Annotated in this window: 19 protein-coding genes; 12 read left to right on the forward strand and 7 right to left on the reverse strand. The window is 62.7% G+C overall.

The window, feature by feature from the left end:
- The first annotated feature begins 74 nt into the window (after positions 1-74).
- Complete coding sequence (locus AC193Q_RS02395) at positions 75-1,757, forward strand: methyl-accepting chemotaxis protein (RefSeq protein ID WP_121184630.1); 1,683 nt, start codon at positions 75-77, stop codon at positions 1,755-1,757.
- 138 nt (positions 1,758-1,895) lie between these two features.
- On the opposite strand, the gene AC193Q_RS02400 is transcribed toward AC193Q_RS02395, so the two are convergent.
- Complete coding sequence (locus AC193Q_RS02400; RefSeq protein ID WP_095667019.1) at positions 1,896-2,831, reverse strand: LysR family transcriptional regulator; 936 nt, start codon at positions 2,829-2,831, stop codon at positions 1,896-1,898.
- Positions 2,832-2,945: 114 nt separating this feature from the next.
- Here AC193Q_RS02400 and AC193Q_RS02405 point away from each other — a divergent pair, with 114 nt between their 5' ends.
- Positions 2,946-3,431 carry a DMT family transporter gene (locus tag AC193Q_RS02405; RefSeq protein ID WP_121184632.1) on the forward strand — a complete coding sequence of 162 codons (486 nt, stop codon included), beginning with the start codon at positions 2,946-2,948 and terminating at the stop codon, positions 3,429-3,431.
- A gap of 4 nt (positions 3,432-3,435) precedes the next feature.
- The gene (locus AC193Q_RS02410; RefSeq protein WP_121184635.1) at positions 3,436-3,891 is read left to right on the forward strand and encodes a DMT family transporter; all 456 of its coding nucleotides are present in this window, start codon (positions 3,436-3,438) and stop codon (positions 3,889-3,891) included.
- Between the two features lie 303 nt (positions 3,892-4,194).
- Here the strand turns inward: AC193Q_RS02410 and AC193Q_RS02415 are convergent, their stop codons facing one another.
- On the reverse strand, positions 4,195-4,962 hold the full coding sequence (locus AC193Q_RS02415; protein ID WP_483879106.1) for a hypothetical protein: 768 nt from the start codon (positions 4,960-4,962) through the stop codon (positions 4,195-4,197).
- Positions 4,963-5,049: 87 nt separating this feature from the next.
- Here AC193Q_RS02415 and AC193Q_RS02420 point away from each other — a divergent pair, with 87 nt between their 5' ends.
- Positions 5,050-5,217, forward strand: a complete 168-nt coding sequence (locus AC193Q_RS02420) for a metallothionein (protein WP_080963240.1) — start codon at positions 5,050-5,052, stop codon at positions 5,215-5,217.
- Positions 5,218-5,239: 22 nt separating this feature from the next.
- Here AC193Q_RS02420 and AC193Q_RS02425 read toward each other — a convergent pair whose 3' ends face one another.
- Entirely contained in the window at positions 5,240-5,512 is a 273-nt protein-coding gene (locus tag AC193Q_RS02425) for a hypothetical protein (protein WP_121184637.1), read from the reverse strand.
- A gap of 40 nt (positions 5,513-5,552) precedes the next feature.
- A complete protein-coding gene (locus tag AC193Q_RS02430; protein ID WP_003223528.1) occupies positions 5,553-5,780 on the reverse strand; it encodes a DUF6555 family protein in 228 nt (75 codons plus the stop codon).
- A 145-nt stretch (positions 5,781-5,925) separates the two neighbouring features.
- Between AC193Q_RS02430 and AC193Q_RS02435 the strand changes: the two genes are divergently transcribed.
- From AC193Q_RS02435 to AC193Q_RS02445, 3 genes are all read left to right on the forward strand, one after another.
- Positions 5,926-6,693 (forward strand): AraC family transcriptional regulator, encoded by a 768-nt coding sequence (locus AC193Q_RS02435; protein ID WP_179294929.1) that lies wholly within the window; start codon positions 5,926-5,928, stop codon positions 6,691-6,693.
- Positions 6,694-6,890: 197 nt separating this feature from the next.
- A complete protein-coding gene (locus AC193Q_RS02440) occupies positions 6,891-7,064 on the forward strand; it encodes a DUF1427 family protein (RefSeq protein WP_073471384.1) in 174 nt (57 codons plus the stop codon).
- Positions 7,065-7,096: 32 nt separating this feature from the next.
- Positions 7,097-8,053, forward strand: coding sequence for a quinone oxidoreductase family protein (locus tag AC193Q_RS02445; RefSeq protein ID WP_121184639.1), 957 nt, complete (start codon positions 7,097-7,099; stop codon positions 8,051-8,053).
- Positions 8,054-8,179: 126 nt separating this feature from the next.
- On the opposite strand, the gene AC193Q_RS02450 is transcribed toward AC193Q_RS02445, so the two are convergent.
- Entirely contained in the window at positions 8,180-9,202 is a 1,023-nt protein-coding gene (locus AC193Q_RS02450) for a purine-nucleoside phosphorylase (RefSeq protein ID WP_121184641.1), read from the reverse strand.
- 15 nt (positions 9,203-9,217) lie between these two features.
- Complete coding sequence (locus AC193Q_RS02455; RefSeq protein WP_121184643.1) at positions 9,218-10,177, reverse strand: nucleoside-specific channel-forming protein Tsx; 960 nt, start codon at positions 10,175-10,177, stop codon at positions 9,218-9,220.
- A gap of 440 nt (positions 10,178-10,617) precedes the next feature.
- Between AC193Q_RS02455 and AC193Q_RS02460 the strand changes: the two genes are divergently transcribed.
- The 4 genes from AC193Q_RS02460 to mnmH all read left to right on the forward strand — a co-directional run bounded on the left by AC193Q_RS02460 (position 10,618) and on the right by mnmH (position 23,936).
- Positions 10,618-21,138 carry an autotransporter-associated beta strand repeat-containing protein gene (locus AC193Q_RS02460; RefSeq protein ID WP_121184645.1) on the forward strand — a complete coding sequence of 3,507 codons (10,521 nt, stop codon included), beginning with the start codon at positions 10,618-10,620 and terminating at the stop codon, positions 21,136-21,138.
- Between the two features lie 98 nt (positions 21,139-21,236).
- Positions 21,237-21,602 carry a nuclear transport factor 2 family protein gene (locus AC193Q_RS02465; protein WP_483879107.1) on the forward strand — a complete coding sequence of 122 codons (366 nt, stop codon included), beginning with the start codon at positions 21,237-21,239 and terminating at the stop codon, positions 21,600-21,602.
- A gap of 196 nt (positions 21,603-21,798) precedes the next feature.
- A complete protein-coding gene (gene selD / locus AC193Q_RS02470; protein WP_041074189.1) occupies positions 21,799-22,833 on the forward strand; it encodes a selenide, water dikinase SelD in 1,035 nt (344 codons plus the stop codon).
- The gene (gene mnmH / locus AC193Q_RS02475; RefSeq protein WP_121184649.1) at positions 22,833-23,936 is read left to right on the forward strand and encodes a tRNA 2-selenouridine(34) synthase MnmH; all 1,104 of its coding nucleotides are present in this window, start codon (positions 22,833-22,835) and stop codon (positions 23,934-23,936) included. The genes selD and mnmH overlap by 1 nt, the downstream gene beginning before the upstream one ends.
- 133 nt (positions 23,937-24,069) lie before the next feature.
- Here the strand turns inward: mnmH and AC193Q_RS02480 are convergent, their stop codons facing one another.
- On the reverse strand, positions 24,070-24,744 hold the full coding sequence (locus tag AC193Q_RS02480; RefSeq protein ID WP_047291488.1) for a hypothetical protein: 675 nt from the start codon (positions 24,742-24,744) through the stop codon (positions 24,070-24,072).
- 225 nt (positions 24,745-24,969) lie between these two features.
- Between AC193Q_RS02480 and AC193Q_RS02485 the strand changes: the two genes are divergently transcribed.
- The gene (locus tag AC193Q_RS02485) at positions 24,970-25,668 is read left to right on the forward strand and encodes a glutathione S-transferase family protein (protein ID WP_047291489.1); all 699 of its coding nucleotides are present in this window, start codon (positions 24,970-24,972) and stop codon (positions 25,666-25,668) included.
- The last annotated feature ends 118 nt before the right edge of the window (positions 25,669-25,786 follow it).

The raw sequence follows: 25,786 nt of genomic DNA on the forward strand, positions 1-25,786 counted from the left end.
AGACTCAACTTTTGCTATTGCGTGCCGTTAACGCCTTTAACCACGCCAATAAAACCAAAAGAGTGAGCCCCCCAATGCGCTTGAGTCTCAAGGCCAAAGTCCTGTCCCTTGCTGTCCTGCCGGTGCTGCTCTTTGCGCTGGTCATCAGTCTGACCACGCTGTTCATCCTCCAGCAGCAGGCGCACACCGAGGTCGAGCAGACCCGCGAACGCCTGCTCGCCGACGCCAAGGCCACGCTGCAAAGTTACGTCGCCGTGGCGATGACCACGATCAAACCGCTGTACGACGCGGCCGCCCCCGGTGATAACGCGGCGCGGGCGCAGGCGATCAAATTGCTGTCGGGCATCCGCTACGGCAAGGACGGCTACTTCTTCGGCTACGACTCCGAGACCGTGCGCCTGTTCAAGGCCAACGACCCGGAAGGTGTGGGCAAAAGCTTCAAGGACAACCGCGACCCCAACGGGGTTTACGTCAATCGCGGCCTGGTGAGCGTAGCCAAGGACGGCACCCACTATCTGCAATACAGCTCGCCACTGCCGGGCAATGCCAACGTGCTGGTGCCGAAACTCGGCTACACCGAATACCTGGCAAAGTGGGACATGGCGGTGGGCACGTCGGTCAACCTCGACGGCATCGAGGCGCAAGTGGCGGTGGTCGAGGCGCAAGTGCAGGAGCGTATGCAAGGCGTGATCCTCAGCATCGTCGGCGTGGCTGTGCTGGTGCTGCTGGTGATCGCCGCAGCGGGCATGCTGTTGGCCAACACCATTTTGCGGCCGCTGAACCTGATGAAAGCCAACCTCGACGACATCGCCGCAGGCGAGGGCGATCTGACCCGCCGGCTGAACATCACCAGCCAGGATGAACTCGGCGAACTGGCCGGCTCGTTCAACCGCTTCGTCGACAAGATCCACGGCCTGGTGCGACAGATCACCGAGATGACCACGCAACTGACCGGCCTGGTGACCCAAGTGTCGGATCAGGCCCAGCGTTCCGATCAGGCGATGGAGCGTCAGCGTCACGAGACCGATCAGGTTGCCACGGCGATCAACGAAATGTCCGCCGCCGCCCAGGAAGTCGCCAAAAGCGCGCAGAACGCCGCGGTGGCCGCGCAGCAGACCGACGAGGAGGGCCAGAGCGCCAAGCGCGTGGTGGCCGGCAGCATCAAACAGATTCATGCGCTGGTGGATGACATTCGCAGCAGCGGCGTATCGCTCGACAGCCTGCAGCAAGACGTGTCGTCGATTGTCGGCGTGCTCGGAGTGATCCGCTCGATTGCCGAACAGACCAACCTGCTGGCACTTAACGCGGCAATTGAGGCGGCGCGGGCCGGGGAGGCCGGGCGTGGCTTTGCGGTGGTGGCGGACGAAGTGCGGGCACTGGCCAGCCGCACGCAGATCAGCACCCAGGAAATTCAGGGCATGATCGATCGTTTGCAGGCGGGCACGCAGTCGGCGGTCGAGGCGATGCGCCGCTCCAGCGAGGCGGGCGATGGCACCTCGGCGCAAGCCAATCAGGCTGGCGCGTCGCTGGATGCGATGGCCGAGCTGATTGCGACCATCAATTCGATGAACGCGCAGATCGCCAGTGCGGCGGAAGAGCAGACGGCGGTGGCCGAAGAGATCAACCGCAGCGTGCATCAGATCGCCGTGGCGGTGGACAGCGTGGCGGATGAGACCCAGTTGGGCGCGCAGACTTCGCGCAGTCTGGCGGAGCTGGGGCAGCGGTTGGGCAAGCTGGTGGGCCAGTTCCGCATCTGACGCAATCGAGAGTTCGACTCAAAATCCTGTGGGAGCTGGCTTGCCAGCGATGGCGTCCTGTCAGTCGACATCAATGTCGGATGTGCCGGCCTCATCGCTGGAAAGCCAGCTCCCACAGAGACTGTGACAATTGATCTATCAAGGTCTGTCCCAGTACGGCACTTCACCAAAGCACTCGACAAAGAAATCAATCACCGTCCGCACCTTCACCGACAACCTTCGGCTACCCGGCCACAGCACCGCAATCTGCTGCGGCTCCAGACTGTTGGACACCTGATATTCGCGCAACACCGGCACCAGCGTGCCTTCACGCACCGCCTCACCAATCAGCCATGACGGAAACATCACCAGGCCCAGGCCTTGTTCGGCGGCCTGGGTGAGAGTGTCGGCGTGGTTGCCGGTGATCGGGCCTTTGACCGAGTACGGCGTCCAGTCGCCCTGACCTTGACGAAAGAACCAGCGCTGCTGACCGGTTGCGCCTTTGTAGGCAAGACACTGGTGCTGCGCCAGATCTTCCGGGTGTTGCGGGGTGCCGTGGCGCTGCAGATAGGCCGGACTGGCGGCGACCTGAAAACTGTGCGGTGCCAGAATCCGCGCCTGCATGCTTGAATCGTGCAGCGGGCCGATGCGAAACAGCAGGTCGGCACCTTCCTGCAGCGGGTCGACGTAATGGTCGGTCTGCTGGATGTCCAGTTGCAGCTTCGGATAGCGCGCGCACAATTTCCCCAGCCACGGCGTCAGGTGACGCTGGCCGAACACCACCGGCGCATTGATGCGCACCAGCCCGGTGGGTTCGCTTTGCTGCTCCTGCAGCGCCTGTTCGGCTTCTTCCAGTTGCACCAGCACCAGCCGCGCATGGTGGCCGAGCATGCGCCCGGCCTCGGTCGGCGTCACGGCACGGGTATGGCGGTAGAGCAGTTGCTGGTTCAGCGCCTGCTCCATCAACTGGATCTGCCGCGAGATTGAAGAGGGCGCCACGCCCTCGCGACGGGCGACCTCAGAGAAACTGCCGTGGTCGAGCACCGCCACAAACAGCCTCAACGTCTTGAACCCCAGTTCGTTCAGCCCGTGCATGAATCTGTCCTGTTGTGCGAGTTGCGCAAAAGTGTTGTCTGGATGCTCCCATTTATCGCACAGCGGCGCCAGCCGATAATCCGCGCCATCGTTTACTTGCAGGGGAATTTGAATATGCAAACGCTGGATGAAGTAAGTGGGGCGGCACCGGCTACCCGGTCGTGGTTGCGCCTGTTGTTGCTGCCGCTGGTGATTCTGGCCGGCATGGGCCTGTCGGTGGAGGCCGGATTGCTTGGGCCATTGGGTGAGCAAGTCGGGCATCTGTGGGCGACCTTGAGCATCTTCGGTGTGGGCTCGGCGATTCTGTTTTTGCTGCTGTTGTTCGCCGGCCCCCAGAAAGGCCCAGCGCTGACCGAGCTGCCGCGCTGGCAGTTGATCGGAGGATTTCTGGGGCCGATGTACGTGGTGGTGCTGACCCTGGCGACGCCGCATATCGGGATTGCGATGACGATGATCGCGATTCTCTCGGGGCAGGTCGGCAAGAGTGTACTGATCGACCATTTCGGCTGGTTCGGCGCGACGCGCAAGAAGGTCAACGCCGAGCGCTGGCTGGCGTTGGCGTTGATTGTGGTGGCATTGGTTCTGATTGCGCGGGGTTGAAGAGATGAGTCTGGTTATTTTGTTGGCAGTGGTGGTGTTGGCTGGCGCGGTGTTGAGTGTGCAGGCGGCGATCAATGGACGCCTCGGTGAAAGCGTCGGGGTGTTGCGCAGTAGTTTGCTGACGTTTTTTGTCGGGGCGGTGATCACCGGGTTGTTGATTGTGTTTTTTGAACCGGCGCATGCGGTGAGTTTGCTCGATGTACCGAAGTGGCAGGTCTGCGGGGCGCTGTTTGGTGTGGTTTACATGATGGTCATGGTCGGTGCTGTGCCTGTCGTGGGTACGGCGGTGGCGACTGTTGCGGTGATCGTCGGGCAATTGGGGATGGGGATGTTGATCGATAATTTTGGCTGGCTGGGGAACCCGGCGATCGAGCTTTCGTCTTCACGGGTGTTGGCGATGGTTTGTCTGGGGTTGGCTTTGGTTTTTATGTATCGCAGCAGTGTTCGTCGTTCTGATTGAGATTTGGGTGAATATCCGTTGCTGCGGTAACGGCCACCTAGGGTTCCGCCCTGACGGCGGGTCACTTTGGCAAACGCCCCAAAGTAACCAAAGGGCTTTACCCTGACGTTCGGCCCTCGCTCAGGCTCGGGTTCCTTCGCTGCGGGATTCATCCGGGGGGCAGCGCCTACGGTTTGCTTCGCTGCACCTCCTCTCGCTGTGTTTGGCTGCGCCAAACGGTCGCTGCGCTCCCACCCCCGGATAAATCCCTCCACTCAGCCTGCCGACGGGCCCTCAGATCAAGAGCGGTACTCGAGCTAACGCTCATCGTGTTGAGTGGGGCGGCTTCGCCGCATGGGGTGTGCACGAATAAAATTGTGGGAGCTGGCTTGCCAGCGATGGCGGCCTGACAGCCGACCAATCTCTAACTGAAAACACCCGATCCCATGTAGGAGCTGCCGAAGGCTGCGATCTTTTGATCTGCTTTGGCTTTGGCTTTGGCTTTGGCTTTGGCTTTGGCTCTTGATCTGGCTTTTGATCTTCAGCCCCTTCGGCAGGCCGAGCGAAGGTGTTCATCCGGGGGTAGGCGCGCAGCGCCGTGCGGCGAAGCCGCATACATCGAGAGGAGGTGCAGCGAAGCAAACCGTAGGCGATGCCCCCGGATGGGCACCGTAGCGAGGGAACACTGAGCCTCGGCGAAGTGCCGTACGCCGGGGCAAAGCCTTTTGGGTTACCTTTTCGGCGTTTGGAAAAGGTGACTCGCTGTAAGAGCGAAACCGCCAGCGGCAGCACCCGAAGAAACGGATATTCACCCAATATCGCCAGCACCCGAAGAAACGGATATTCACCCAATATCGCCAGCACCCGAAGAAACGGATATTCACCCAATATCGCCAGCACCCGAAGAAACGGATATTCACCCAATATCGCCAGCACCCGAAGAAACGGATATTCACCCAATATCGCCAGCACCCGAAGAAACGGATATTCACCCAATATCGCCAGCACCCGAAGAAACGGATATTCACCCGATATCGCCAGCACCCGAAGAAACGGATATACACCCCAATCCCGCAAAAAACACCAGATCAAAAGATCGCAGCCTTCGGCAGCTCCTACACTGCTATTTACGGCTTATCCCACAAGCCCAGACAACCATCCAAAAAGGAGTCTGCCCCCATGCCCGATAGAAAATGCGACTGCCCCAACTGCAAATGCACCATCAAGGAAGGCGAACACGCCTACGCCGTGCACGGCAAACACTATTGCTGCGAGGCTTGCGCGCACCACCACAAGGGCGGTGAAGAGTGTTCAAGCAAAGGCTGTCATTGCGCCCACCCCAAATAACCGCGCGCAAAAAAAGTGGAGCCTAATCAGGCTCCACTTGCAGTTTCAGGCTTTCATCATTCAGCCGTTCGGTTTGGCGAACCGTGCCTTGCAGACGCCGGCCTTCGACCCTGACCACCACGGTTTTCGCCTGGTCGAGGTCCTCCGGTAACGGCGCCGGTACGCGCAGGGCGAAGCGATAGGGGTCGTCTTCGACAGCCTCAAGACCCACCTGACAGTCCACGCTTCTGGTGATACGTCCAAAAAGGGTGTCCAGGCCATAATCCAGATGCGCCGGGCTGAAGATGCTGGTCATTGTGTACGCCCCCGAAGAGTCCCCATTGCCTGGCGAGAGTCTAGCTCGCCGGTCGCCATGTGACGTTTTCCACGCCGAATTTCTCCGCCATCGGTTTGCTGGTCTTTTGCACTTTTTCCCGGCCGAAACGCGGGATGCGACCCACGCCGGCATCACAGCTTGCCCAGTGCCACGCCTCGGCGTTGTCCATTTTGTCCGAGCGGATAATGAACGATTTGGGCGTGCCGTGAAGGGTGTAATCGATGACAAACAGTTTTGCGTTGTTCATAAAGCCCGTATTCCTCCCTGTGGTATTAGAAGGATCGCGGCGCGTCGGGAAAATTCACTCGGATTGTCCGACGGTATCTATCGTTGGCGACGCTGTGACCGACTGGTTACCATGCGCCTTTCGCCAACCCCAATGAATACTCGCCATGGCCCTCGCCGCACCCCCCGATCTGACGGATACCGATGTGCCGGTGCAACCGCTGGCGCGTACCTATCCGCGTGGTTTGTTTATTGAGCCGCATGAGCATGTCTGGGGGCAGTTGCTGTATGCGATGAGCGGGGTGATGTGGGTCGAGACCCCGCATGAGGCGCTGGTGGTGCCGCCGCAGCGCGCGGTGTGGTTGCCGCCCGGAGTGCCGCACGGAATTCGCGTGGTCTCGGACTTGCAGATGCGCAACATCTACCTGCGCCCGGCGCTGGCGGCGACGCTGGATGCGACCGTGCAGGTGATCGAGGTCGGTGGTTTGTTGCGCGAGTTGATCGTCGGTTTGGTGGCGCAGGGTGACAGCGGCGAGCCGGCTTATTACGACGCCTTGGTCGGGCTGGCGCTGCTGGAGCTCAAGCGTGCCCGGCGCTCGGCATTGAAGATCCCGCTGCCCGACGATTCCGACCGGCGCCTGATGAACCTGTGTCAGGCGGTGATGGCGGCGCCGTCGCTGGACATTCCGTTCGAGCAGCACGCGGAAAACGCCGGGGCCAGCGTGCGCACGCTGGCGCGGTTGTTCAAGGACAGCCTTGGCATGGGCTTCGCCGAATGGCGGCGGCAGGTGCAACTGGCGACGGCGGTGGCCGAGTTGATTCAGGGCGTGCCGGTGAGCGCGATTGCTCGGGAACTGGGGTATTCGCCGAGCAGTTTCAGTGACATGTTCCGGCGTGAGTTGGGTGTGGCGCCTTCGCAATTCTCCACGGCCTGAACCCGATCCCTGTAGGAGCTGCCGCAGGCTGCGATCTTTTGTTCTTGTTTTCAAAATCAAAGTCAAAAGATCGCAGCCTGCGGCAGCTCCTACAGGGGGATGTCGGTCTTTTGGCCGAAATTCAGAAGTCCTTGGCCGACACCTCTGCCGATCCTTCCCTAGACTCTGCCCATTCCTTTCACGCGGCGGAGTTTTCCATGAACTACCTGATTTCGCTGGCCATCGGTCTGGGTGTCGGCCTGCTCTATGGCGCGCTGGATTTCCGTTCCCCGGCGCCACCGGCCATCGCGCTGGTGGGGCTGCTGGGCATGCTCGCGGGTGAGCAGCTGTGGCCGCTGGGCCGGCAACTGGTCGCCGGTTGGTTGTCCTGAATGTCTTTTTTTTCCCTTTGGTGGATGTCCTCATGAAAGCACTGCAATTCGATAAAACCGGCGATCTGTCCTCCCTGCGTTTCGTCGACGTACCGACCCCAATGCCCGGCGCTGATGACGTGCTGGTCGAGATCAAGGCCGCCGGCCTGAACCCCAGCGATGTGAAGAACGTGCTCGGGCGTTTTCCCTACACCACGTTGCCGAGGATTCCCGGGCGCGATTTTGCCGGTGTCGTGGTCGAAGGCCCGCAGGCGTTGCTCGGTCAGGAAGTCTGGGGCACCGGGCGCGAACTGGGCTTTTTTGCCGATGGTTCGCACGCGCAATTCGTCAAATTGCCGGCCAACGGCGTGGCGCACAAACCGTCGCACTTGAGCTTCGCTCAGGCAGCCAGCCTCGGCGTGCCTTACACCACCGCTTGGGATGCACTGGAGCGCAGCCTGGTGAGCGCTGAAACCCGTTTGCTGGTGATCGGCGGTGGTGCGGTGGCGACCGCGGCGTTGGCATTGGCCAAGGTGCGCGGTGCGCAGATCCTCGCGGCAGCGCGGCGACCGGAGCAGGTCAAGGCGTTGCAGGCACAGGGCTATGCGACGATTCAGCTGGATAAGCCCGAAGACCTCGGCGCGCAGGTCAACGCGGTGTACGGCGGCGGCGCTGACGTGATCTTCGACACCACCGGCTTCTGGCTGCCCGCCTCGGTGGCGGCACTGGCAGCGTTCGGCCGCATCGCGATCATCGCCGCACCGGTCGACGGCCATGTGCAGTTGCCGGCGTTGGCGTTGTATCGCAAGGGCGGTTCGGTGGTCGGGATCAACTCGCTGCTATACGGCGTGCAAGCCTGTGCGGTGATGCTGGAGCAGTTTGGGCGGTTCTTCGATGAGGGGCTGTTGCCGTTGCCGCAGGTGTGGGTGGAAGTGCCTTTGGCGCAGGGAGTGCAGAGCTATGCAGAGGTGAATCATGGGAGTGGGGACAAGGTCATCCTGATTCCCTGATCTTCCAGACACCGCATAGCCTGTGGGAGCTGGCTTGCCAGCGATAGCGGTAGAACAGTCGATCAAGATATTGACTGAACTGGCGCCATCGCTGGCAAGCCAGCTCCCACAGGGCTCGTTTTGTGCTCAGGATTGTGGAACGCCGTTTTCCCACGCCGACCAGTTTTTCAGAATGTCCTGCACCAGCGGATTACCCGCGCGATAGAGGTTTTCCAGCGCCGGCACGAACCCGCCCTGATCGGCGTACTTCAGCAGGTTGTCCACTTCACTGCCGCCCGGCGCCGGGCGGTCGAAGTCGGAACCGGCGCGCACCACGGCCAGACGCTGCACATCCACCAGGCCTTCGCGACTGGCACGCAACAGGGCTTCGTAAGTGGAGTTGTCTTCCTGTTGCGTGGTGCAGTACTCACCCTTGTTGTCGGTCAGCAATTGGGTCCAGACCTCCGCGCGTTCGCTCAGGCGCGTACCGGAAAACCAGGTGTTGCCTGCCAGCGTGTCGCAGCGCGTAACCACTGGCGGCTGGTTGGCCGGGGACGACGGGTATTTCAGGCGCCAGGCCGCCGACTCTTTGCTTTCACTCAGCTCGACCTTGTGGCTCAGGGCGAAGGCTTTGGCTTGCAGTTTCGGGTTGAGTTCGAAGACTTCGGTCTTGTAGTCCAGCGGCGGTTTTTCGTTCGGTCCCTTGGTGTTGATGCCCAGGTAGCCGGTCGGCCAGCTCGCCGGCGCATCGCGCGAATCCAGCTCCCATTGCGTACCGAACTCCACCAGGTAATGCGCCCACGCGGCGGTGCCGATGGTCCCGTGTTTCGGGCTGATGCCGGCGATCCCGGCGATCAGAAAGTAGCTTTTGCGCAGGTCGAATTTCGGCGACAGGGCCAGTGCCAGGGTTGAAGCAGCGGCGTTGGTCTGACCCATGCCGGTGGTCAGCAGGCACACCTGTTGTGCGTTGCAGCGCACGGTCGGGTACTCGGCGGACAGGCCCGGCACGCGGATTTCCTGTTGCAGATCGAGGCGCTCGATCCAGTGCTGCGCCTCGGGGGCGAACATGGTGATCAGCACCACTTTCGGCTGGATCGGCGCTTGCGCCGCCCACGCCGTGGAAGAGAGCAGGGCCGCAGCGGCCAAAGTCAGACGCGTCATTGCTTGCATGAAAATCTCCTGAATTCAGAACTGGTAGCCGATGCCGGCGTAGTAACCCCAACCGTTGGAACGTGCGCGGAAATTGCCGTCGCCGAAGTTCAGCTCGCTGCCGTCCTCCCAGTTGCCGCCGTTGTGGAAATAACGGCCGACCAGGGTGAAACGCAAGTGGGTGAACGAGTACAACAGCACGTTGGTCGCCACCGTGGCGTTGGCGGTGCGCGCCGGGTTGTCCTTGTGGATGTCGGAGCCGAAGTCGAAGTTGGTGAAGCCGATGTAGGTCAGCGACGCGCCATTGCTGAATTTGTCGATGGGCACGATGTACTTGAGCTGCGCGCGGTAGCCGTCCCACGAATATTCATTGCTCGCGCCGTAGTTTTCCCACTGGTAGCGACCGTACAGGTTGGCCGACAGGTTGACCCGCGAATGGGTGTCGATGTCGGTGCCGAAGCCGCTGTACAGGGTGTTGGCGCGGTTCTCTTTACGGCTGCCGTGATCGTAGATCCAGTCGAACGCCACGTACCATTCCTTGAACGGGCCGATGGCCAGGCTGCGGCCGGCCAGGTAGTCGATGGAGATGCGCGGCTCGTGCTCCATGAACACCGGTGAGCCATGGTCCCACACGCCTTTGTCGTGGCTGTTGCCGATGTTGAAGATCTTCGGAATGTCGATGTAGCCGTACAGCTCGAACGGCCCCTTGCGCCCGAAGTACTCGTATTCCAGATAGATGTCATCGGCCGGTTGCGGGCCGAAGCTGATGTCCTTGCTGCCGATCAACGTCAGGTCCTGGTTGTACCAGTCCGACAGATACGCGCCTTTTTTCGCCGGGGCAGCTTCCGGGCTGAGGGCTTCGCCCTGGGCCGATTCGTCGGGCAGCGCCGGTTGCGCCAATGCGCTGTGGCTGAGAACTCCGGTAACGCCGGTCAGTAGCAGGGAAACAGCAAACGTGCGCGCAAACGGGGCGCGAAGAAGGGAAGCAGCGTGCATTCAAAGTCCTTTTTTTGCGGATCAAGGCCCGGGTTCTGCGGGTCTGTACGGTTTTGTTACGAAAAAGCCGATATAGGCAGGTCGCAAACGTTTGCACAACACGTACCAAGTCGCTCCGATTGCCCTTGTAGGAGCTGCGGTACGCTGCAATCTTTTGATTTTTTTTTTGGATCAAGATCAAAAGATCGCAGCGTGCCGCAGCTCCTACAGACGGATGTCGTTTAGGCACAGGCCAGTGTTTACGGGCCGAAACCCGCGTTCTAGACAGTCGTAGTATTAAAGTATTAACACCATTTAATCAGTGCCCCATTGCGGGGCGTCTACTAGCTTGTCAGCCATGACGCGGTTTTGTGATGACCGTCGCAGTCTTGATTCGCGTGTGGAATAAGCCCGACGTGCACGCCTTCAAGGAAGAATTTGGCCACGACAAGGAGTAGCCCGTGGAAGCAAGGTTTGGTGTCGCCCTCGTTTCGCGTTTTTCCCCTCTTTCCCTTGCCGTGCACCTGAGCGTTGCCGGACTTTTGTTCGGTGGGGTCAGCGAGCAGGCGCTCGCGACTTGCTCGGCGGCAGGTTCGACGATTACCTGTTCGGGCGTCCCGACGCTGCCGCTGTTTCTCAATGACTACAGCAGCGCCACCAGCGGCTTGACGGTCAACGTCAACTCCGGTGCGCAGATGAACGCGACCCTGGGTGGCAAGGTCATCAACCTGACCGGGGCCAACATCAACCTGAACAACTCCGGCACCCTCGACCCGGCCTTGCTGGGCCTGGTGTCGATCCTCAGTGGCGGTGCGTTCATCGGTACCGGCGCGACCAGCACGGTGAGCATCGTCAACAACGCCACCGGGATCATTCGCGGTACCGGCATGCTGCTCGGGCTCAACCTGACCAGCATCGACGGGCTGGGGATTGGCGTGAACAACTCGGTGTCGGGCACCACGACCATCACCAACGACGGCACCATCACTTCCACCGGGCTGTCGGTCGGCGGCATCACCCTGGCCGATACCCCGGTGGTCGGGGTGTATGGCGGTTCGCAAGTCAACATGACCAACAGCGCCAGCGGCACGATCAACGGTCGGATTGCGTTCGAGACGTCGGTTGCGGGCAACACCTTCACCAACGCCGGCAACATCACCGGCGGTGTGTCGATGGGGGCGGGCAGCACTAACACCTTCTACGCGATCACCGGTTCCAGCGTGAACGTCGGCGACGGTGTACAAGTCTCCGTCGGCCTCGGGGGCCTGATCGGCATCAACCTGACGTTTGCCCCGACCGGGACGATCGATGGCGGCGCGGCCGGCACCAACACGCTGATCCTGCAAAACCCCATCGGCCTCGGCGGCGGCACCACCGGGACCGGCACGGCGTCCAGCGCGACCTACGTCAACTTCAACAACCTGACCCTCAACAGCGGCACCTGGACCTTGCAAGGGCCGTTGGTCAGCGGCGCGACCACGCTTAATGGCGGTGTCGCGCAGTTCAACGACAACGCGGCGTTCGGCAGTGGCGTGCTGACGTCCAACGGCGGGATCCTGCAGGCCAGCAATGCCGGTTTGACGCTGGCCAACCAGATCAACCTGGGCGCCGGCGGCCTGACCCTGCAGGGCATCAACGGCACGACCCTCAACGGTGTGATTTCCGGCACGGGCGGCCTGACCAAGATCGGCAGCGGCCAGCTCAATCTCAACGGCATCAACACTTACACCGGCAACACCGTGCTCAATGGCGGTGTGGTGCTGGTGGGCAACAACCAGTCGTTCAGTACCGGTGGCATCACGGTTGGCGGCTCTTCGAGTATCTCGGCAACGACGCCCATTTCGCTGGCGAACGCGATCACGCTCAACAGCACCCTGACCGCAACCGGCACCGGTGCGCTGACCCTGGGCGGGGTGATCAGCGGCGCCGCCAACCTGACCAAAACCGGCAGCGGCAGCCTGACCCTCAACGGCAGCAACACCTACACCGGGATCACCAGTCTCAGTGCCGGGACCTTGCGCGTCGGCAACAACAACGCACTGGGTACCGGGGTGCTCAACACCAGCAACGGCACCAGCCTCGACAGCACCGGCAACGTGACCCTGGGCAACAACGTCGGCATCACCGGTGCGCTGAACGTGCTCGGCAGCAATGCGCTGGCCCTGGGCGGCATCGTCTCCGGCACTGGTGCGATTACCAAGAGCGGCACTGCCAGCCTGACTTTGACCGGCAACAACACCAACAGCGGCACCACCGCGCTCAACGGCGGCACCTTGTTCGTCGGCAGCAACACCGCCCTCGGCACGGGCGCCTTGAACGCGGCGGCCGGCACCACGCTGGATGCGACCACCGCGGTGACCCTGGCCAACGCTGTCGCGCTGGCGGCGGATCTGACCCTCGGCGGCACCCAGGCGCTGGGCCTGAGCGGCGTCATCAGCGGTGCCGGCAACCTGATCAAGAATGGCACCGCGAACCTGACCCTCAGCGGCAACAACACCTTCTCCGGCGGCACGGCGCTCAATGCCGGTACGCTGATCGTCGGCAGCAACACCGCGCTCGGCACCGGCGCACTGACCACGGCGGCGGGCACTACCCTCGACGCCAGCACCACCGTGGCGCTAAGCAACGCCGTCGCCCTCGGCGGCAACCTGAACATCGCCGGCAACGCCAACCTGACCCTCGGTGGTGTGGTCAGCGGCAGCGGCGGGCTGACCAAGAACGGCGCGGCCAACCTGATTCTCAACGGCGCCAATACTTTCCTCGGTGCTGTTGCGTTGAACGCAGGCACCATCACCGCGGGTGCCAATGCTGCGCTCGGCAGCGGCGATATCACCGTCGGCGGCGCTGCGACTCTCGACAGCAATACAGCGGTGACGCTGAACAACAACGTCATTCTCAACAACAATCTGGGGATCGGCGGCAGCAACGCGCTGACCCTCGGTGGCGTGATCAGTGGCGCCAGCCAGTTGATCAAGAACGGCACCGCCAACCTGACCCTCAACGGCGCCAACACCTTCACCGGTGGCACCGCGCTCAACGCCGGCAGTCTGACCGTCGGCAACGGCGCGGCACTCGGCACCGGCACGCTTACCGTGGGCGGTGCGGGCGCAACGCTCAACAGCAGCGCCAACGTGACGCTGAACAACGCGATTGCCCTAAACGCCAACCTGACTGCCGGCGGCGCCAACCCGCTGACCCTCGGTGGCGTGATCAGCGGCGGCAGCAATCTGATCAAGACTGGCTCTTCGACCCTGACCCTCACCGGCAACAACACCTACACCGGCTCTACGTCGCTGAACGCCGGGACACTGGTCGTCGGCTCTAACACTGCCCTCGGCACCGGCGTGCTCAACGCTGGCAACAACACCACGCTGGACGCCAGCACCGCGGCGAGCCTGGCGAACAACGTCAACCTCGGTGGCAACGTGACCCTCGGCGGCAGCAATGCGTTGACCCTCGCGGGCGTGGTTTCCGGCGTCGGTGGGTTGACCAAAAGCGGCCCTGCCGACCTGATTCTCAACGGCGCCAACACCTACTTCGGCAACACCGCACTCAACGTCGGCAAGCTGATTGTCGGCAGCAACACCGCGCTGGGCAGCGGCGCATTGAACGCCGCGGCGGGCACCACGCTGGATACCAACACTGCCGTTACGCTGGGCAATCAGGTCAACCTGGCCGGGGCGCTCAATGTGGGCGGCAGTGCGGATCTGAGCCTTACCGGAACCGTCGCTGGCGCCGGTAGCCTGGTGAAAGACGGCGCGGCCAACCTGAGCCTCAACGGCACCAACACCTACGCCGGCGGTACCACCCTGAATGCCGGCACCCTGACCGTCGGTAACAGTTCGGCGCTCGGTACCGGTGTGTTGACGGTCGGTGGTGCGACAACCCTCGACAGCAGTTCGCCGCTGGTCAGCCTGGCCAACGCGGTCGTGCTCAATGCGGCCCTGAGCGTCGGCGGCACCCAGGACCTGACCTTGGGCGGGGTGGTCAGCGGCACCGGCCAGTTGATCAAGAACGGCGCGGCCAACCTGACCCTCAACGGCACCAACACCTACAGCGGCGGCAGCACCCTCAACGCCGGCACCCTCACCGTCGGTGCGCCCGGCGCCTTGGGCAGTGGCACCCTGACCGTTGGTGGCGCCGCGACGCTGGACAACAGCAGCGCTTTCACCCTCGGCAACAACATCACCCTCGATGCCGGGCTGACCCTGGCCGGCAACAACGGGCTGACCCTCAGCGGTGTGATCGACGGTGCGGGCAGCCTGACCAAAACCGGCCTGGATGACCTGGCTCTCAGCGGCACCAACACCTTCACCGGCGCGCTGAACATTGCCGCCGGCAGCGTCACCACCCTGAGTAGCGGAGCCCTGGGCAACACCTCCGGCGCGACTATCAGCGCCGGCGCCAGCCTCAACCTCGGCAGCGACGCCAGCCTCGACGGCTTGAGCGGCAGCGGTAGCGTGCAGATCGCCGGCGGCAACACATTGACTGTGGGCGGCGTCAGCAGCACCAGCACCTTCGACGGCGACCTCAGTGGCAACGGCGGCCTGACCAAGGTCGGCACCGGCACCCTGAACCTGACCGGGATCAACGGCATTGTTGGTAACACCGCCGTCGACGGCGGCACCCTGAACCTCAGCGGGTCGCTGGCCAGTACCCAGGTCAATGTCAATTCCGGCGCGAGCGTAACCGGCAGCGGTTCGCTGCTCGGCACTCTCAACATCAACAACGGCGGCCACCTGGCGTTGTCCTCGGGTACCACCCTGTCTGCCGCGTCACTGGTGCTGGCCGCCAACAGCAATATCGATGCGAACCTCGCCACGCCATCGACCACTTCGCTGATGAACGTCGGCGGCAACCTGACCCTCGACGGTAACCTCAACGTCACCGATGCCGGCGGCTTCGGCGTCGGTGTCTATCGCCTGTTCAACTACGTCGGCGCACTGACCGACAACGGCCTGACCGTGGCCGGTGTACCGGTGGGTTACGGCCTCGGCGACATCCTTGTGCAGACCCTTGGCAATCAGGTGAATCTGGTGGTGTCGGCGCCTAACACCAACCTGCGCTTCTGGGACGGCAGCCAGACCATCCCGAACGGTAATGTGGACGGCGGCACCGGCACATGGACTGCCGGCGGCACCAACTGGACCAATTCCAACGGTACGCTGAACCAGACCTGGGCCGGCGACTTTGCGGTGTTCCAGGGCACGGCCGGTACAGTGTCGGTCAACGGCACGCAACTGTTCACCGGGATGCAATTCCTCACCGATGGCTACAACGTGATCAACGGCGCGTCGGGCCTGTTGACCGCCGTCAATGGCAGCGGTGGCACCACGGCGGTGCGGGTCGACCCGGGCGTGACCGCCACGGTCGGCGTGAACATCAACGGCAGCGGCATCCTCAACAAACTCGATGCCGGCACCCTGGTACTCAACGGCGCCAACAGCTACACCGGCGGCACGCAACTGGACGGCGGCACTCTGGTGGTCGGCAGCAACACCGCCCTGGGCAGCGGCGCGTTAATTGCCAATGCCGGCACGCAACTCGACAGCAACACCGCCGTAACCCTGGCCAACGCCGCCACGCTCAATGGCAATCTCACCCTGCTGGGCAGTAATGCCCTGACCCTCAACGGTGTCATTTCCGGCACCGGCGGCTTGATCAAGAACGGTTCGGCCAGCCTGACCCTCGGTGGCAACAACGCTTTCCTCGGGCCGGTGGCGCTGAATGCGGGCGGTCTGATTCTGGCGTCGAACAGCGCGCTGGGCTCGGCGACCCTGAACGCGGCGAACGGCACCACCCTGGATGCCAGCGGCGCCTTCACGGCAGGTAACGCGATCAACCTGGCGGGCAACCTCGGCATCGTCGGCAGCAACGATCTGACGCTGAGCGGCGCGATCAACGGCGCCGGCAGCCTGACCAAGAACGGCGCGGCCAACCTGATCCTGAGCGGGGCCAACAACTTCCTCGGTGGCGTCACCCTCAACGCCGGCACCCTGACCACCGGCAGCAACGGCGCTCTCGGTCTGGGCAACCTGACCGTGGCCGGTGCCTCGGCGCTGGACAGCAACACCTCGGTGTCGCTGGGCAACAACGTGGTGCTCAACGCCAATCTGACCAACACCGGCAACAGCGACGTGGCCCTCAGCGGCGTGGTCAGCGGTACCGGCGGTCTGATCAAGAACGGCGCGTCCAACCTGACCCTCAACGGCATTAACACTTACAGCGGCGGCACCACGCTGAACGCCGGCACCGTGACCCTGGGCACCTCGGCGGGCCTGGGCTCCGGCGCGGTCACCGTGGCGGGTGCGTCGACCCTCGACACCACCGCGCCGCTGGTGCTGGCGAACAACGTCAACGTCAATGCCAACCTGAGCGTGGCCGGCAACAACAACCTGACCCTCGGTGGTGTGATTGCCGGGGCGGGCACCCTGACCAAGAATGGCCTGGCCGACCTGACGCTGACCGGCAACAACACCTTCAGCGGCACCTTTGATGTGCAGTCCGGCAGCCTGACCACGCTGGGCAACTCGGCACTGGGCAGCAACGCCGGGGTCAATCTCGGCGCTGCGGCGACGCTGAATCTCGGCGGCTCCGGTAGCCTCGCCAGCCTGACCGGCAGCGGCACCGCACTGATCGGCGGCGGCAACACCTTGAGCATCGGCGGCAGCAACGCCAGCAGCCTTTTCGCCGGTGTACTCACCGGCACTGGCGAATTGAGCAAACTCGGAACCGGCACGCTGACCCTGGCCGGCCTCAACAGCCTGACCGGCAACACCACGGTCAACGCCGGCACCTTGAACGTCAGCGGCTCGCTGGACAGCGCCAGTGTGCTGGTCAACAGCGGCGGCACCCTGACTGGCGGCGGCTCACTGGGCGGTGCCGTGACCGTGGCCGACGGCGGTCATCTGGCCGGCGCCACCGGCAGCACCCTGTCGGTAAACTCGCTGGTGTTCAACGCCAATTCCAACTTCGATGTCGGCCTCGGAGTGCCGGTTTCCGGTGGCGGCAATGCGCTGGTCAACGTCGGTGGCAACCTGACCCTCGACGGCACCCTCAACGTCAGCGACATCGGCGGTTTTGGCAGCGGCGTGTACCGGTTGATCAACTACACCGGCGGCCTGACCGACAACGGCATGCTGATCGGTACAGTGCCGGGCAGCGTCACCCCGGGGGATCTGACCCTGCAAACCGCGCTGGCCAACCAGATCAATCTGCTGGTCACCGCACCGGGCGTCACCGTGCAGTTCTGGGACGGCAACCAACTCGTCGCCAACGGTTCGGTCGATGGCGGCAGCGGCACTTGGGGCACCGGCACCACCAACTGGACCGACGTCAACGGCACCACCAATCAGGCCTGGACCAACAGCTTCGCGGTGTTCCAGGGCACAGCCGGCACGGTCACCGTCAACGGCGCACAAACCATCACCGGCCTGCAGTTCGTCACTGATGGCTACAACCTGCAGAACGGCACGGCCGGTGCGCTGAACCTGGTCAACGGTTCGCTGGGTAACGCCACCGTGCGAGTCGATCCGAACGCCACCGCGACCCTTGGCGTCGCGCTCAACGGCAGCGGCACCCTCGGCAAATATGACAGCGGTACGCTGGTGCTCAATGCCGCCAACGGCTACACCGGTGGCACCGCGCTCAACGGCGGCAAGATTGTCGTCGGTAATAACACGGCGCTGGGCACTGGCGTCTTGACTGCCGCTGACGGCACCGCACTGGACAGCAACGCGGCCGTCACGCTGGGCAACGATGTGGTGGTGAACGGTGGCCTGACTGTCGCTGGCAGCAACGCCTTGACCCTCGACGGTGTAGTCAGTGGGGCGGGCAACCTGATCAAGTCCGGCGCTTCGAGCCTGACCCTCAATGGCAGCAACACCTACAGCGGCGGCACTCAGCTCGCTGGCGGCACACTGGTGCTGGGCAACAACAGCGCGATCAGTAGCGGTGCACTGAGCGTGACCGGCAACGGCACTCTCGACAGCAGCTCGGCGCTGCAACTGGCCAACGCGATCAATCTGGGGTCGCAACTGACCCTGGCCGGCAACCAGAACACTACGCTGCTCGGCGCCATCACCGGCACCGGCAGTCTGGTGAAAAACGGCAACGGCGATCTGCTGCTCAGCGGCGCCAACACCTACAGCGGCGGCACCACGCTGAACGCTGGCACGACCACTGGCGACACCAGCAGCCTGCAAGGCGCGATCGTCAACAACGCGGCGCTGACCTTCGCGCAAAACGCCGACGGCAGCTACACCGGCAACCTCACCGGCAGCGGTACGCTGAACAAAACCGGCACCGGCCAGTTGCTCCTGACCGGCAACAATACCTTTACCGGCAACACCTCGGTGCAGGCCGGCAATCTGATCGTCAACGGCGTGCTCAACAGCGCCAACGTCAACATCGCCAGCGGTGCGCAAATCGGCGGCAGCGGGCAACTGGGTGGCAACGTGCAACTGGCCAGCGGTGCAACGCTGAGCGGTGGCGGCTCGGCCACGCCGTTGTCGGTCGGTGCGCTGGCGCTGTCCTCGGGGACCAACCTGGACTTCAGCCTCGGCTCGGCCGCCAGTTCAACCACGGTGGTCAACGTTGCCGGCAACCTGACCCTCGACGGTACGCTGAATATCAGCAACGCCGGCGGCTTCGGCACCGGCGTCTATCAACTGTTCCGCTACGGCGGCAGCCTGACCGACAATGGTCTGGTCTACGGCAGCCTGCCGGTGTCGGCGGCCAACCTGACTCTGCAAACCGCGATCGCCAATCAGGTCAACCTGCTGGTGCAGGGCACGCCGGGTGAAGTACAGTTCTGGAACGGCGGCACCACCAACCCTGACGGCAGCATCGGTGGCGGCAGTGGCGTGTGGGGCCCGGGCACCAACTGGACCGATCCGAGCGGCACGCAGGCGCTGGCGGCCAATGGTCAGTTCGCGGTGTTTGGTGGCCAGGCCGGTACTGTCACTGTGCAGGGCAATCAGAACTTCACCGGTCTGCAGTTCCTCACCGGGGGTTACAGCCTGGTTCCAGGGGGTGGCGGCACGCTGACGCCGATCAACGGTGCCGACGGCAGTCTGGCGCCGGTGCGGGTCAATGCCGGGGCGAGTGCGGAAATTTCCGTACCGCTGGTGGGGACGGGGGGGATCGAGAAACTTGACTCCGGCACGCTGGTGCTCAGTGGCGCCAACACCTATAGCGGCGGCACCACCGTCAGTGGCGGTACGCTGATGGGTAACACCACCAGCCTGCAAGGCAACATCACCGACAACGCCACACTGGTGTTCCAGCAGAATGCCAATGGCCAGTTCAACGGCGTCCTCAGCGGACTCGGGGCGATGGCCAAACGCGGCGCCGGCACGCTGCTGCTGACCGGCAATCAGCCGTTCAGTGGCACCGTCTCGGTTGATCAGGGCGTGCTGCAAGTCGGCAGCCGTGCGGCCCGGGCTTCGTTGGGCGCCCAAGTCACGGTCGCCAATGGCGCAGGCCTGAGCGGTAACGGCAGCGTCGGTTCGGTGGTCAACCACGGTGTGGTCGCTTCCGGTGGTGCTGACGGCACCTTGAGCGTGGCCGGCAACCTGACCAACAGCAGTGATGGTGTGCTGGCGCTGACGGTCAGCTCGCCAACCGCGACACCGTTGGCGGTGGGCGGTACGGCGGCATTGGGCGGCGGTCTGGTGGTCAACAGCCTCGCGCCATTCACCGGCAATACCACTTACTCGCTGATCACCGCCGGTGGCGGCGTGACTGGCACTTTCAGTGCAGCCGATCTGCCGCAGTACGCGTTCCTCGACAGCTCGCTGGTCTACGGCGCCGATTCAGTCACCCTGGCCGTCAGCCGCAACGGCAACTCGTTCGCCGACGTCGCCGTCACGGGCAACCAGCGCGGCACCGCCACGGCACTGTCCAACAACGGTGCGGCTGGCGCGGCGTTGCAGAACCAGATCGTCAACCTCAGCGTGGCCGGTGCGCGCAATGCGTTCGACAGCCTCTCAGGGGAAATCCACGCCAGCACCGCCAGCGCCATGCTTGAAGACTCGCGCTTCATTCGCGAGGCGGTCAACGACCGCATGCGCCAGCCATCGTGCAGCGCTGCGGATGATCCGCGTCGTACCCTGGCACCGAGCGACACGCAACTGAGCAGCAACGGTTGCCACGGGGAAATGGTCGGCTGGATCCGGGCCATTGGTGCCTGGGGCGACATGGGCGGCGACAGCAACACAGCCAAAGTCGATCGCAACCTCGGCGGTTTCATGCTTGGCACCGACAAGGCGCTGGATGACACCTGGCGTGCCGGGATGGCGGCCGGCTACACCCGCAGCAACCTCAACGCGCATGATCGCAACTCGGACGCCAAGGTCGACAGCTACCACTTGGCCGGTTATCTGAACTCGCAATTCGATGCACTGGCGGTGCGCCTCGGCGCGGCCTACAGCTGGCACAGCATCGAGACCAAACGCGACGTCAGCGTCGGCAGCTACAACGATCGCCTGAAGGCCGATTACGACGCACGCAGTGCGCAGGTGTTCGGTGAAGTGGGTTACGCGATCAACGCGGCAGGCGTCGCCATCGAACCGTTTGCCGGGCTGGCCTACGTTAACTACGACAGCGACACCGGCAAGGAAAAAGGGGGAGTGGGGCGCCTGAAGGCCGACGCCGATCAGGACATCACTTACTCAACCCTCGGCGTGCGCATCGGCAAGTTGGTGACCCTGGCCAACGGCAGTCAACTGACGCCACGCGCGGCCGTCGGCTGGCGGCACGCCTACGGCGACACCAAACCTGACGCCGACCTGACCTTCATCGACGGCGGCGCCTCGTTCAGCACCCAGGGCGTACCGATCGCCAAGGACAGCGCACTGCTCGAAGCCGGCATCGACTTCCAGGTCACCCCGACCGGCAAACTGGGCATCGGCTATTCAGGCCAGGTGTCGAGCGACAACAACGACAGCGCGTTCAACATCAGCTTCAGTCAAAGCTTCTGAATCATGGTCGAAGTACTTTAGCCGCCCGAAAGGGCGGTTTTTTTTGCACAATCGAAAGTCTTTGTGGCGAGTGATTTCTGCATTGAGGTAGGAACGAGATGGATCTGTCGAAGCATTTGTTACATCTGGAAAACCGCCTGCTGTCGCGCGCCGTGCGCGAGGATGCCGCAGAACTGGAGAGATTGATCGCGGACGACTTTGTCGAATTCGGCGCCAGCGGCGGCATCTGGAACAAATCTGATGTGCTGGAAGCGCTGCCGCAGCAAGCTTTCGCACAACGTAACGTCAGTCAGTTCACGCTCAAGCAATTGTCGGAAGATTCGGCGCTGGTGACATATCACTGCCATACCGTCGCTGGCGGCCAGCGGGTGCCGGCGGACAGTCTGCGCAGTTCGGTGTGGCGGCGGCAGGGGGAGCAATGGCAGATGGTTTTTCATCAGGGCACCCTTTGTGCCCGGCCGTGAAACCGTGGAGACCCGTCGATAGCTTTCGCGAGCAAGCTCGCTCCCACACGGATCTTCAGTGAACACAGGATTTGTGGATGACAGCGATCCCCTGTGGGAGCGAGCTTGCTCGCGAAGGGGGCCGGACATTCAGCGCAAAAATCTGCCGGCCCGCGCTCTGCTAGAATCCGCCCCATCAACTGCCAGAGACTCTCCCATGAGCGAGCCGATTCGCCTGACCCAATACAGCCACGGTGCCGGTTGTGGCTGCAAGATTTCCCCGCAGGTGCTGGAAGTGATTCTGGCCGGCAGCGGTGCGCAGAACCTTGACCCGAAACTGTGGGTCGGCAATGCCTCGCGTGATGACGCGGCGGTGTACGAGATCGATGCCGAGCGTGGTGTGGTGTCGACTACCGACTTCTTCATGCCGATTGTCGACGATCCGTTCGACTTCGGCCGGATCGCTGCGACCAATGCGATCAGCGACATCTATGCGATGGGCGGCGATCCGCTGATGGCGATTGCGATCCTCGGCTGGCCGGTCAATGTGCTGGCGCCGGAAGTGGCGCGGGAAGTGATTCGCGGCGGGCGTGCGGTGTGCGACGCCGCCGGCATTCCGCTGGCCGGCGGGCATTCGATCGATGCGCCCGAGCCGATCTTCGGCCTGGCGGTGACCGGTCTGGTAGAAAAGCGCCACATGAAACGCAACGACACCGCCACCGCCGGTTGCCTGCTGTACCTGACCAAGCCGCTGGGTATCGGCATCCTTACCACCGCCGAGAAAAAGGGCAAATTGCGCCCCGGCGACATTGGTGTGGCCCGTGACTGGATGTGCACCCTGAACAAGCCGGGCAGCCGCTTCGGCAAACTGGCCGGCGTCACCGCAATGACCGACGTCACCGGTTTCGGCCTGCTCGGGCATCTGGTGGAAATGGCCGATGGCAGCCACCTGACCGCACGTATCGGCTACAACCACGTGCCGCGTCTGGACAGCGTCGAGTACTACCTCGAACAAGGCTGCGTGCCTGGTGGCACCCTGCGTAACTTTGACAGCTATTCGAGCAAGCTTGGCCGTCTGCAGGAACTGCACAAGCGCGTGCTGTGCGACCCGCAGACCAGCGGTGGTCTGCTGATTGCGGTCACCCCTGAAGGCAACGACGAGTTCCTCGCCGTGGCCGCCGAACTGGGCCTGGACCTGGCGCCGATTGGCGAACTGGTTGAGCGACAGACCCACGCAGTCGAGGTGATCTGATGTACCGCGACTGCACCGATTACCGCGACATTTTCCTCAACGACCGGCCGCTGATGGACGCCCGCGCGCCGGTCGAGTTTCACAAAGGTGCGTTTCCCGGTGTGGTCAACCTGCCGCTGATGAACGACATCGAACGGCAGAAGATCGGTACCTGTTACAAACAGCACGGTCAGCAAGCCGCCATCGAACTGGGTCATCAGCTGGTGTCCGGCGCGATCAAGGCCGAACGCATTCAGGCCTGGGCTGATTTCGCCCGGGCCCATCCTGATGGTTATCTCTATTGTTTTCGTGGTGGCCTGCGTTCGCAGATCACGCAGCAGTGGCTGCGTGACGAGGCCGGTATCGACTATCCGCGCGTTGGCGGCGGCTATAAGGCTATGCGCAGCTTTCTGCTCGATACACTTGAGCAGGCGATCAGCCAGTGTGATTTCGTGTTGCTGGGTGGCATGACCGGAACCGGCAAGACCGAGGTCCTGGTGCAGTTGCGCAACGGTGTGGATCTGGAGGGGCACGCCAATCACCGTGGCTCGAGCTTTGGCAAGCGTGCTACCGGTCAACCGTCGAACATTGATTTCGAGAACCGTCTGGCCATCGATATCCTCAAGAAGCGCGATGCCGGTATCGAACAGTTTGTTCTGGAAGACGAGAGTCGGGTAGTTGGCAGTTGTGCGTTGCCGCTACCGCTGTATCAGGGCATGCAGCAGTACCCGATGGTCTGGCTGGAAGACAGTTTCGAAGATCGGGTCGAGCGGATCCTGCGCGACTACGTGGTGGATCTGTCGGCCGAGTTTTGCGCAGTGCATGGCGAGGAAGGTTTTGCTTTGTTCTCCGAGCGCTTGCTGGAGAGCCTGAACAAAGTTCAGAAGCGGCTGGGTGGTGAGCGTCATCGGCGGATGTTGCTGCTGATGGAAGACGCACTGGCCGAACAGGCACGCAGCGGGTCGGTGGATTTGCACCGTAGCTGGATTGAAGGATTGTTGCGCGAATACTACGACCCGATGTATGCGTTCCAGCGGGAGAAGAAGGGCGGGCGGATCGAGTTTGCCGGGGAGCGCGGGGCGGTGCTGGAGTATTTGCGCGAGCGAGTGAACCAGCGGGTGTGAGGGTCGCTTGGCTGGCCCAATCGCTGGCAAGCCAGCTCCCACAGTGTTTTAGGGATGCTGTAAATGTAAGCATCACCCAAACCCTGTGGGAGCTGGCTTGCCAGCGATGAGGAACCGACAGACAGCCAATCCCTCAAGTCGGACAGGTCGCCTTGCCGTTATCCAGCCCCTGCTTGTAGCTGTGACTCTGCAGGCTGGCCTTGCCGTTGTGCCAGGTCAGGGTCAGCACATACAGCGAATCGAAATCGCCTGAGGCCCAGTCATCGGTGATCGTCTGCTTTTCGCCGACCGCGTTGCCCGCGACCTTGTTGATCAGCTCCGGCAGATAACCGTGGGACCACGCGGTGTAGATCGTCGCGTTGTGGTACTTGTCTTCGGTCAGTTCCCGCGCCAGGTCGCTGGTATCGTTGGCAGAGAATTCGATGTTCACCGGCAGGCCGAGCTTGATCGCGGCGGGGCTGATGGTCATCAGCGGGCGAATGTAGCTGTAGGAGTTGTCCAGCTCGCCTTCCTCGACATTGCGTGTCGGGTCGGCAGCGAACACGTAATCGGCCTTGCCGAATTTTTCCGGCAGCAGGGTCGACAGCTCGATCGCCCGGTTCAGACCCTGACAGTTGAGCTGGCCGAGACCGCCCTCGGGTTTTTCCGCGTGGCGCAGGAAAATCAAGGTCTGCGTACCGTCCACCGGCTGGGCGCGAATCTGGCTCGATTCGAGCGACAAGGTCAGCGCACTGACCGCCAGCAGTGAGGGCAGGGCCACGCAGGCGCGATGTTTGAAGCGTTTGGCGAAACTCATGAGGTTCGTCATTGAGTACAGGATTCTTCAGCAAATTCGGTTGGGGCTGACCAACCCTTGCACCACGGGCTCCTTGCACCGGGTGTTGTCCATGTCGTGTGTCGCGCTTCCGTTACGAAGGGCATAGCTCAGAGTCCTCTGAGACCGGTTTGGTTCATGCACATTACCCGCAGGATGTTACGGTTCGAGTAGCTCCTACATTATGATCAGTGCTTTCCATGTGACTGGATGTTTCCCATGACCGATCTGTCCGCGTTCCCGATCACCCAGAAATGGCCGGCGCAGTACCCCGACTGGATTCAGCTCTATTCCCTGCCGACCCCCAACGGCGTCAAGGTCTCGATCATGCTCGAAGAGATCGGCCTGCCGTACGAGCCGCACCGTGTGGGCTTCGACACGCAGGATCAGATGTCACCGGAATTCCTCTCGCTGAACCCCAACAACAAGATCCCGGCGATCCTCGATCCGCACGGCCCCGAGGACCAACCGCTGGCGCTGTTCGAGTCCGGGGCGATCCTGATCTACCTCGCCGACAAGAGCGGCCAGTTGCTGGCCCAGGAGGGCGCGCTGCGTTACGAGACGATTCAGTGGCTGATGTTCCAGATGGGCGGTATCGGCCCGATGTTCGGCCAGCTCGGTTTCTTCAACAAATTCGCCGGCAAGGACTACGAGGACAAGCGTCCGCGTGACCGTTATGTCGAGGAGAGCAGACGCCTGCTCAACGTGCTCGACAAACGTCTGCAAGGTCGCGACTGGATCATGGGCGAGCGCTACACCATCGCCGACATCGCCACGTTCCCGTGGGTGCGCAACCTGATCGGCTTCTATGAGGCGGGCGATCTGGTCGGAATCAGCAATTTCCCGAATGTGACCCGGGTGCTGGAGCGGTTTCTGGCGCGGCCGGCGGTTGTTCGCGGGCTGACCATACCTTCCTGACCTTCAACCCGACCCTGTGGGAGCTGGCTTGCCAGCGATGAAGCCGGCACAGTCAATATCTATGTTGCCTGACCCACCGCTATCGCTGGCAAGCCAGCTCCCACAGGTAATCGGATTG

The sequence above is a fragment of the Pseudomonas sp. F2 genome (assembly GCF_057174385.1).

Bases quoted from the DNA above. Each gene is read 5' to 3' on its own strand.
- AC193Q_RS02395 (WP_121184630.1), top strand. From the start codon at position 75: ATGCGCTTGAGTCTCAAGGCCAAAGTCCTGTCCCTTGCTGTCCTGCCG.
- AC193Q_RS02430 (WP_003223528.1), bottom strand. From the start codon at position 5,780: ATGAACAACGCAAAACTGTTTGTCATCGATTACACCCTTCACGGCACG.
- AC193Q_RS02465 (WP_483879107.1), top strand. From the start codon at position 21,237: ATGGATCTGTCGAAGCATTTGTTACATCTGGAAAACCGCCTGCTGTCG.
- AC193Q_RS02435 (WP_179294929.1), top strand. From the start codon at position 5,926: ATGGCCCTCGCCGCACCCCCCGATCTGACGGATACCGATGTGCCGGTG.
- AC193Q_RS02485 (WP_047291489.1), top strand. From the start codon at position 24,970: ATGACCGATCTGTCCGCGTTCCCGATCACCCAGAAATGGCCGGCGCAG.
- AC193Q_RS02450 (WP_121184641.1), bottom strand. From the start codon at position 9,202: ATGCAAGCAATGACGCGTCTGACTTTGGCCGCTGCGGCCCTGCTCTCT.
- AC193Q_RS02405 (WP_121184632.1), top strand. From the start codon at position 2,946: ATGCAAACGCTGGATGAAGTAAGTGGGGCGGCACCGGCTACCCGGTCG.
- AC193Q_RS02400 (WP_095667019.1), bottom strand. From the start codon at position 2,831: ATGCACGGGCTGAACGAACTGGGGTTCAAGACGTTGAGGCTGTTTGTG.
- selD (WP_041074189.1), top strand. From the start codon at position 21,799: ATGAGCGAGCCGATTCGCCTGACCCAATACAGCCACGGTGCCGGTTGT.
- AC193Q_RS02410 (WP_121184635.1), top strand. From the start codon at position 3,436: ATGAGTCTGGTTATTTTGTTGGCAGTGGTGGTGTTGGCTGGCGCGGTG.
- AC193Q_RS02440 (WP_073471384.1), top strand. From the start codon at position 6,891: ATGAACTACCTGATTTCGCTGGCCATCGGTCTGGGTGTCGGCCTGCTC.
- mnmH (WP_121184649.1), top strand. From the start codon at position 22,833: ATGTACCGCGACTGCACCGATTACCGCGACATTTTCCTCAACGACCGG.
- AC193Q_RS02445 (WP_121184639.1), top strand. From the start codon at position 7,097: ATGAAAGCACTGCAATTCGATAAAACCGGCGATCTGTCCTCCCTGCGT.
- AC193Q_RS02425 (WP_121184637.1), bottom strand. From the start codon at position 5,512: ATGACCAGCATCTTCAGCCCGGCGCATCTGGATTATGGCCTGGACACC.
- AC193Q_RS02455 (WP_121184643.1), bottom strand. From the start codon at position 10,177: ATGCACGCTGCTTCCCTTCTTCGCGCCCCGTTTGCGCGCACGTTTGCT.
- AC193Q_RS02480 (WP_047291488.1), bottom strand. From the start codon at position 24,744: ATGACGAACCTCATGAGTTTCGCCAAACGCTTCAAACATCGCGCCTGC.
- AC193Q_RS02420 (WP_080963240.1), top strand. From the start codon at position 5,050: ATGCCCGATAGAAAATGCGACTGCCCCAACTGCAAATGCACCATCAAG.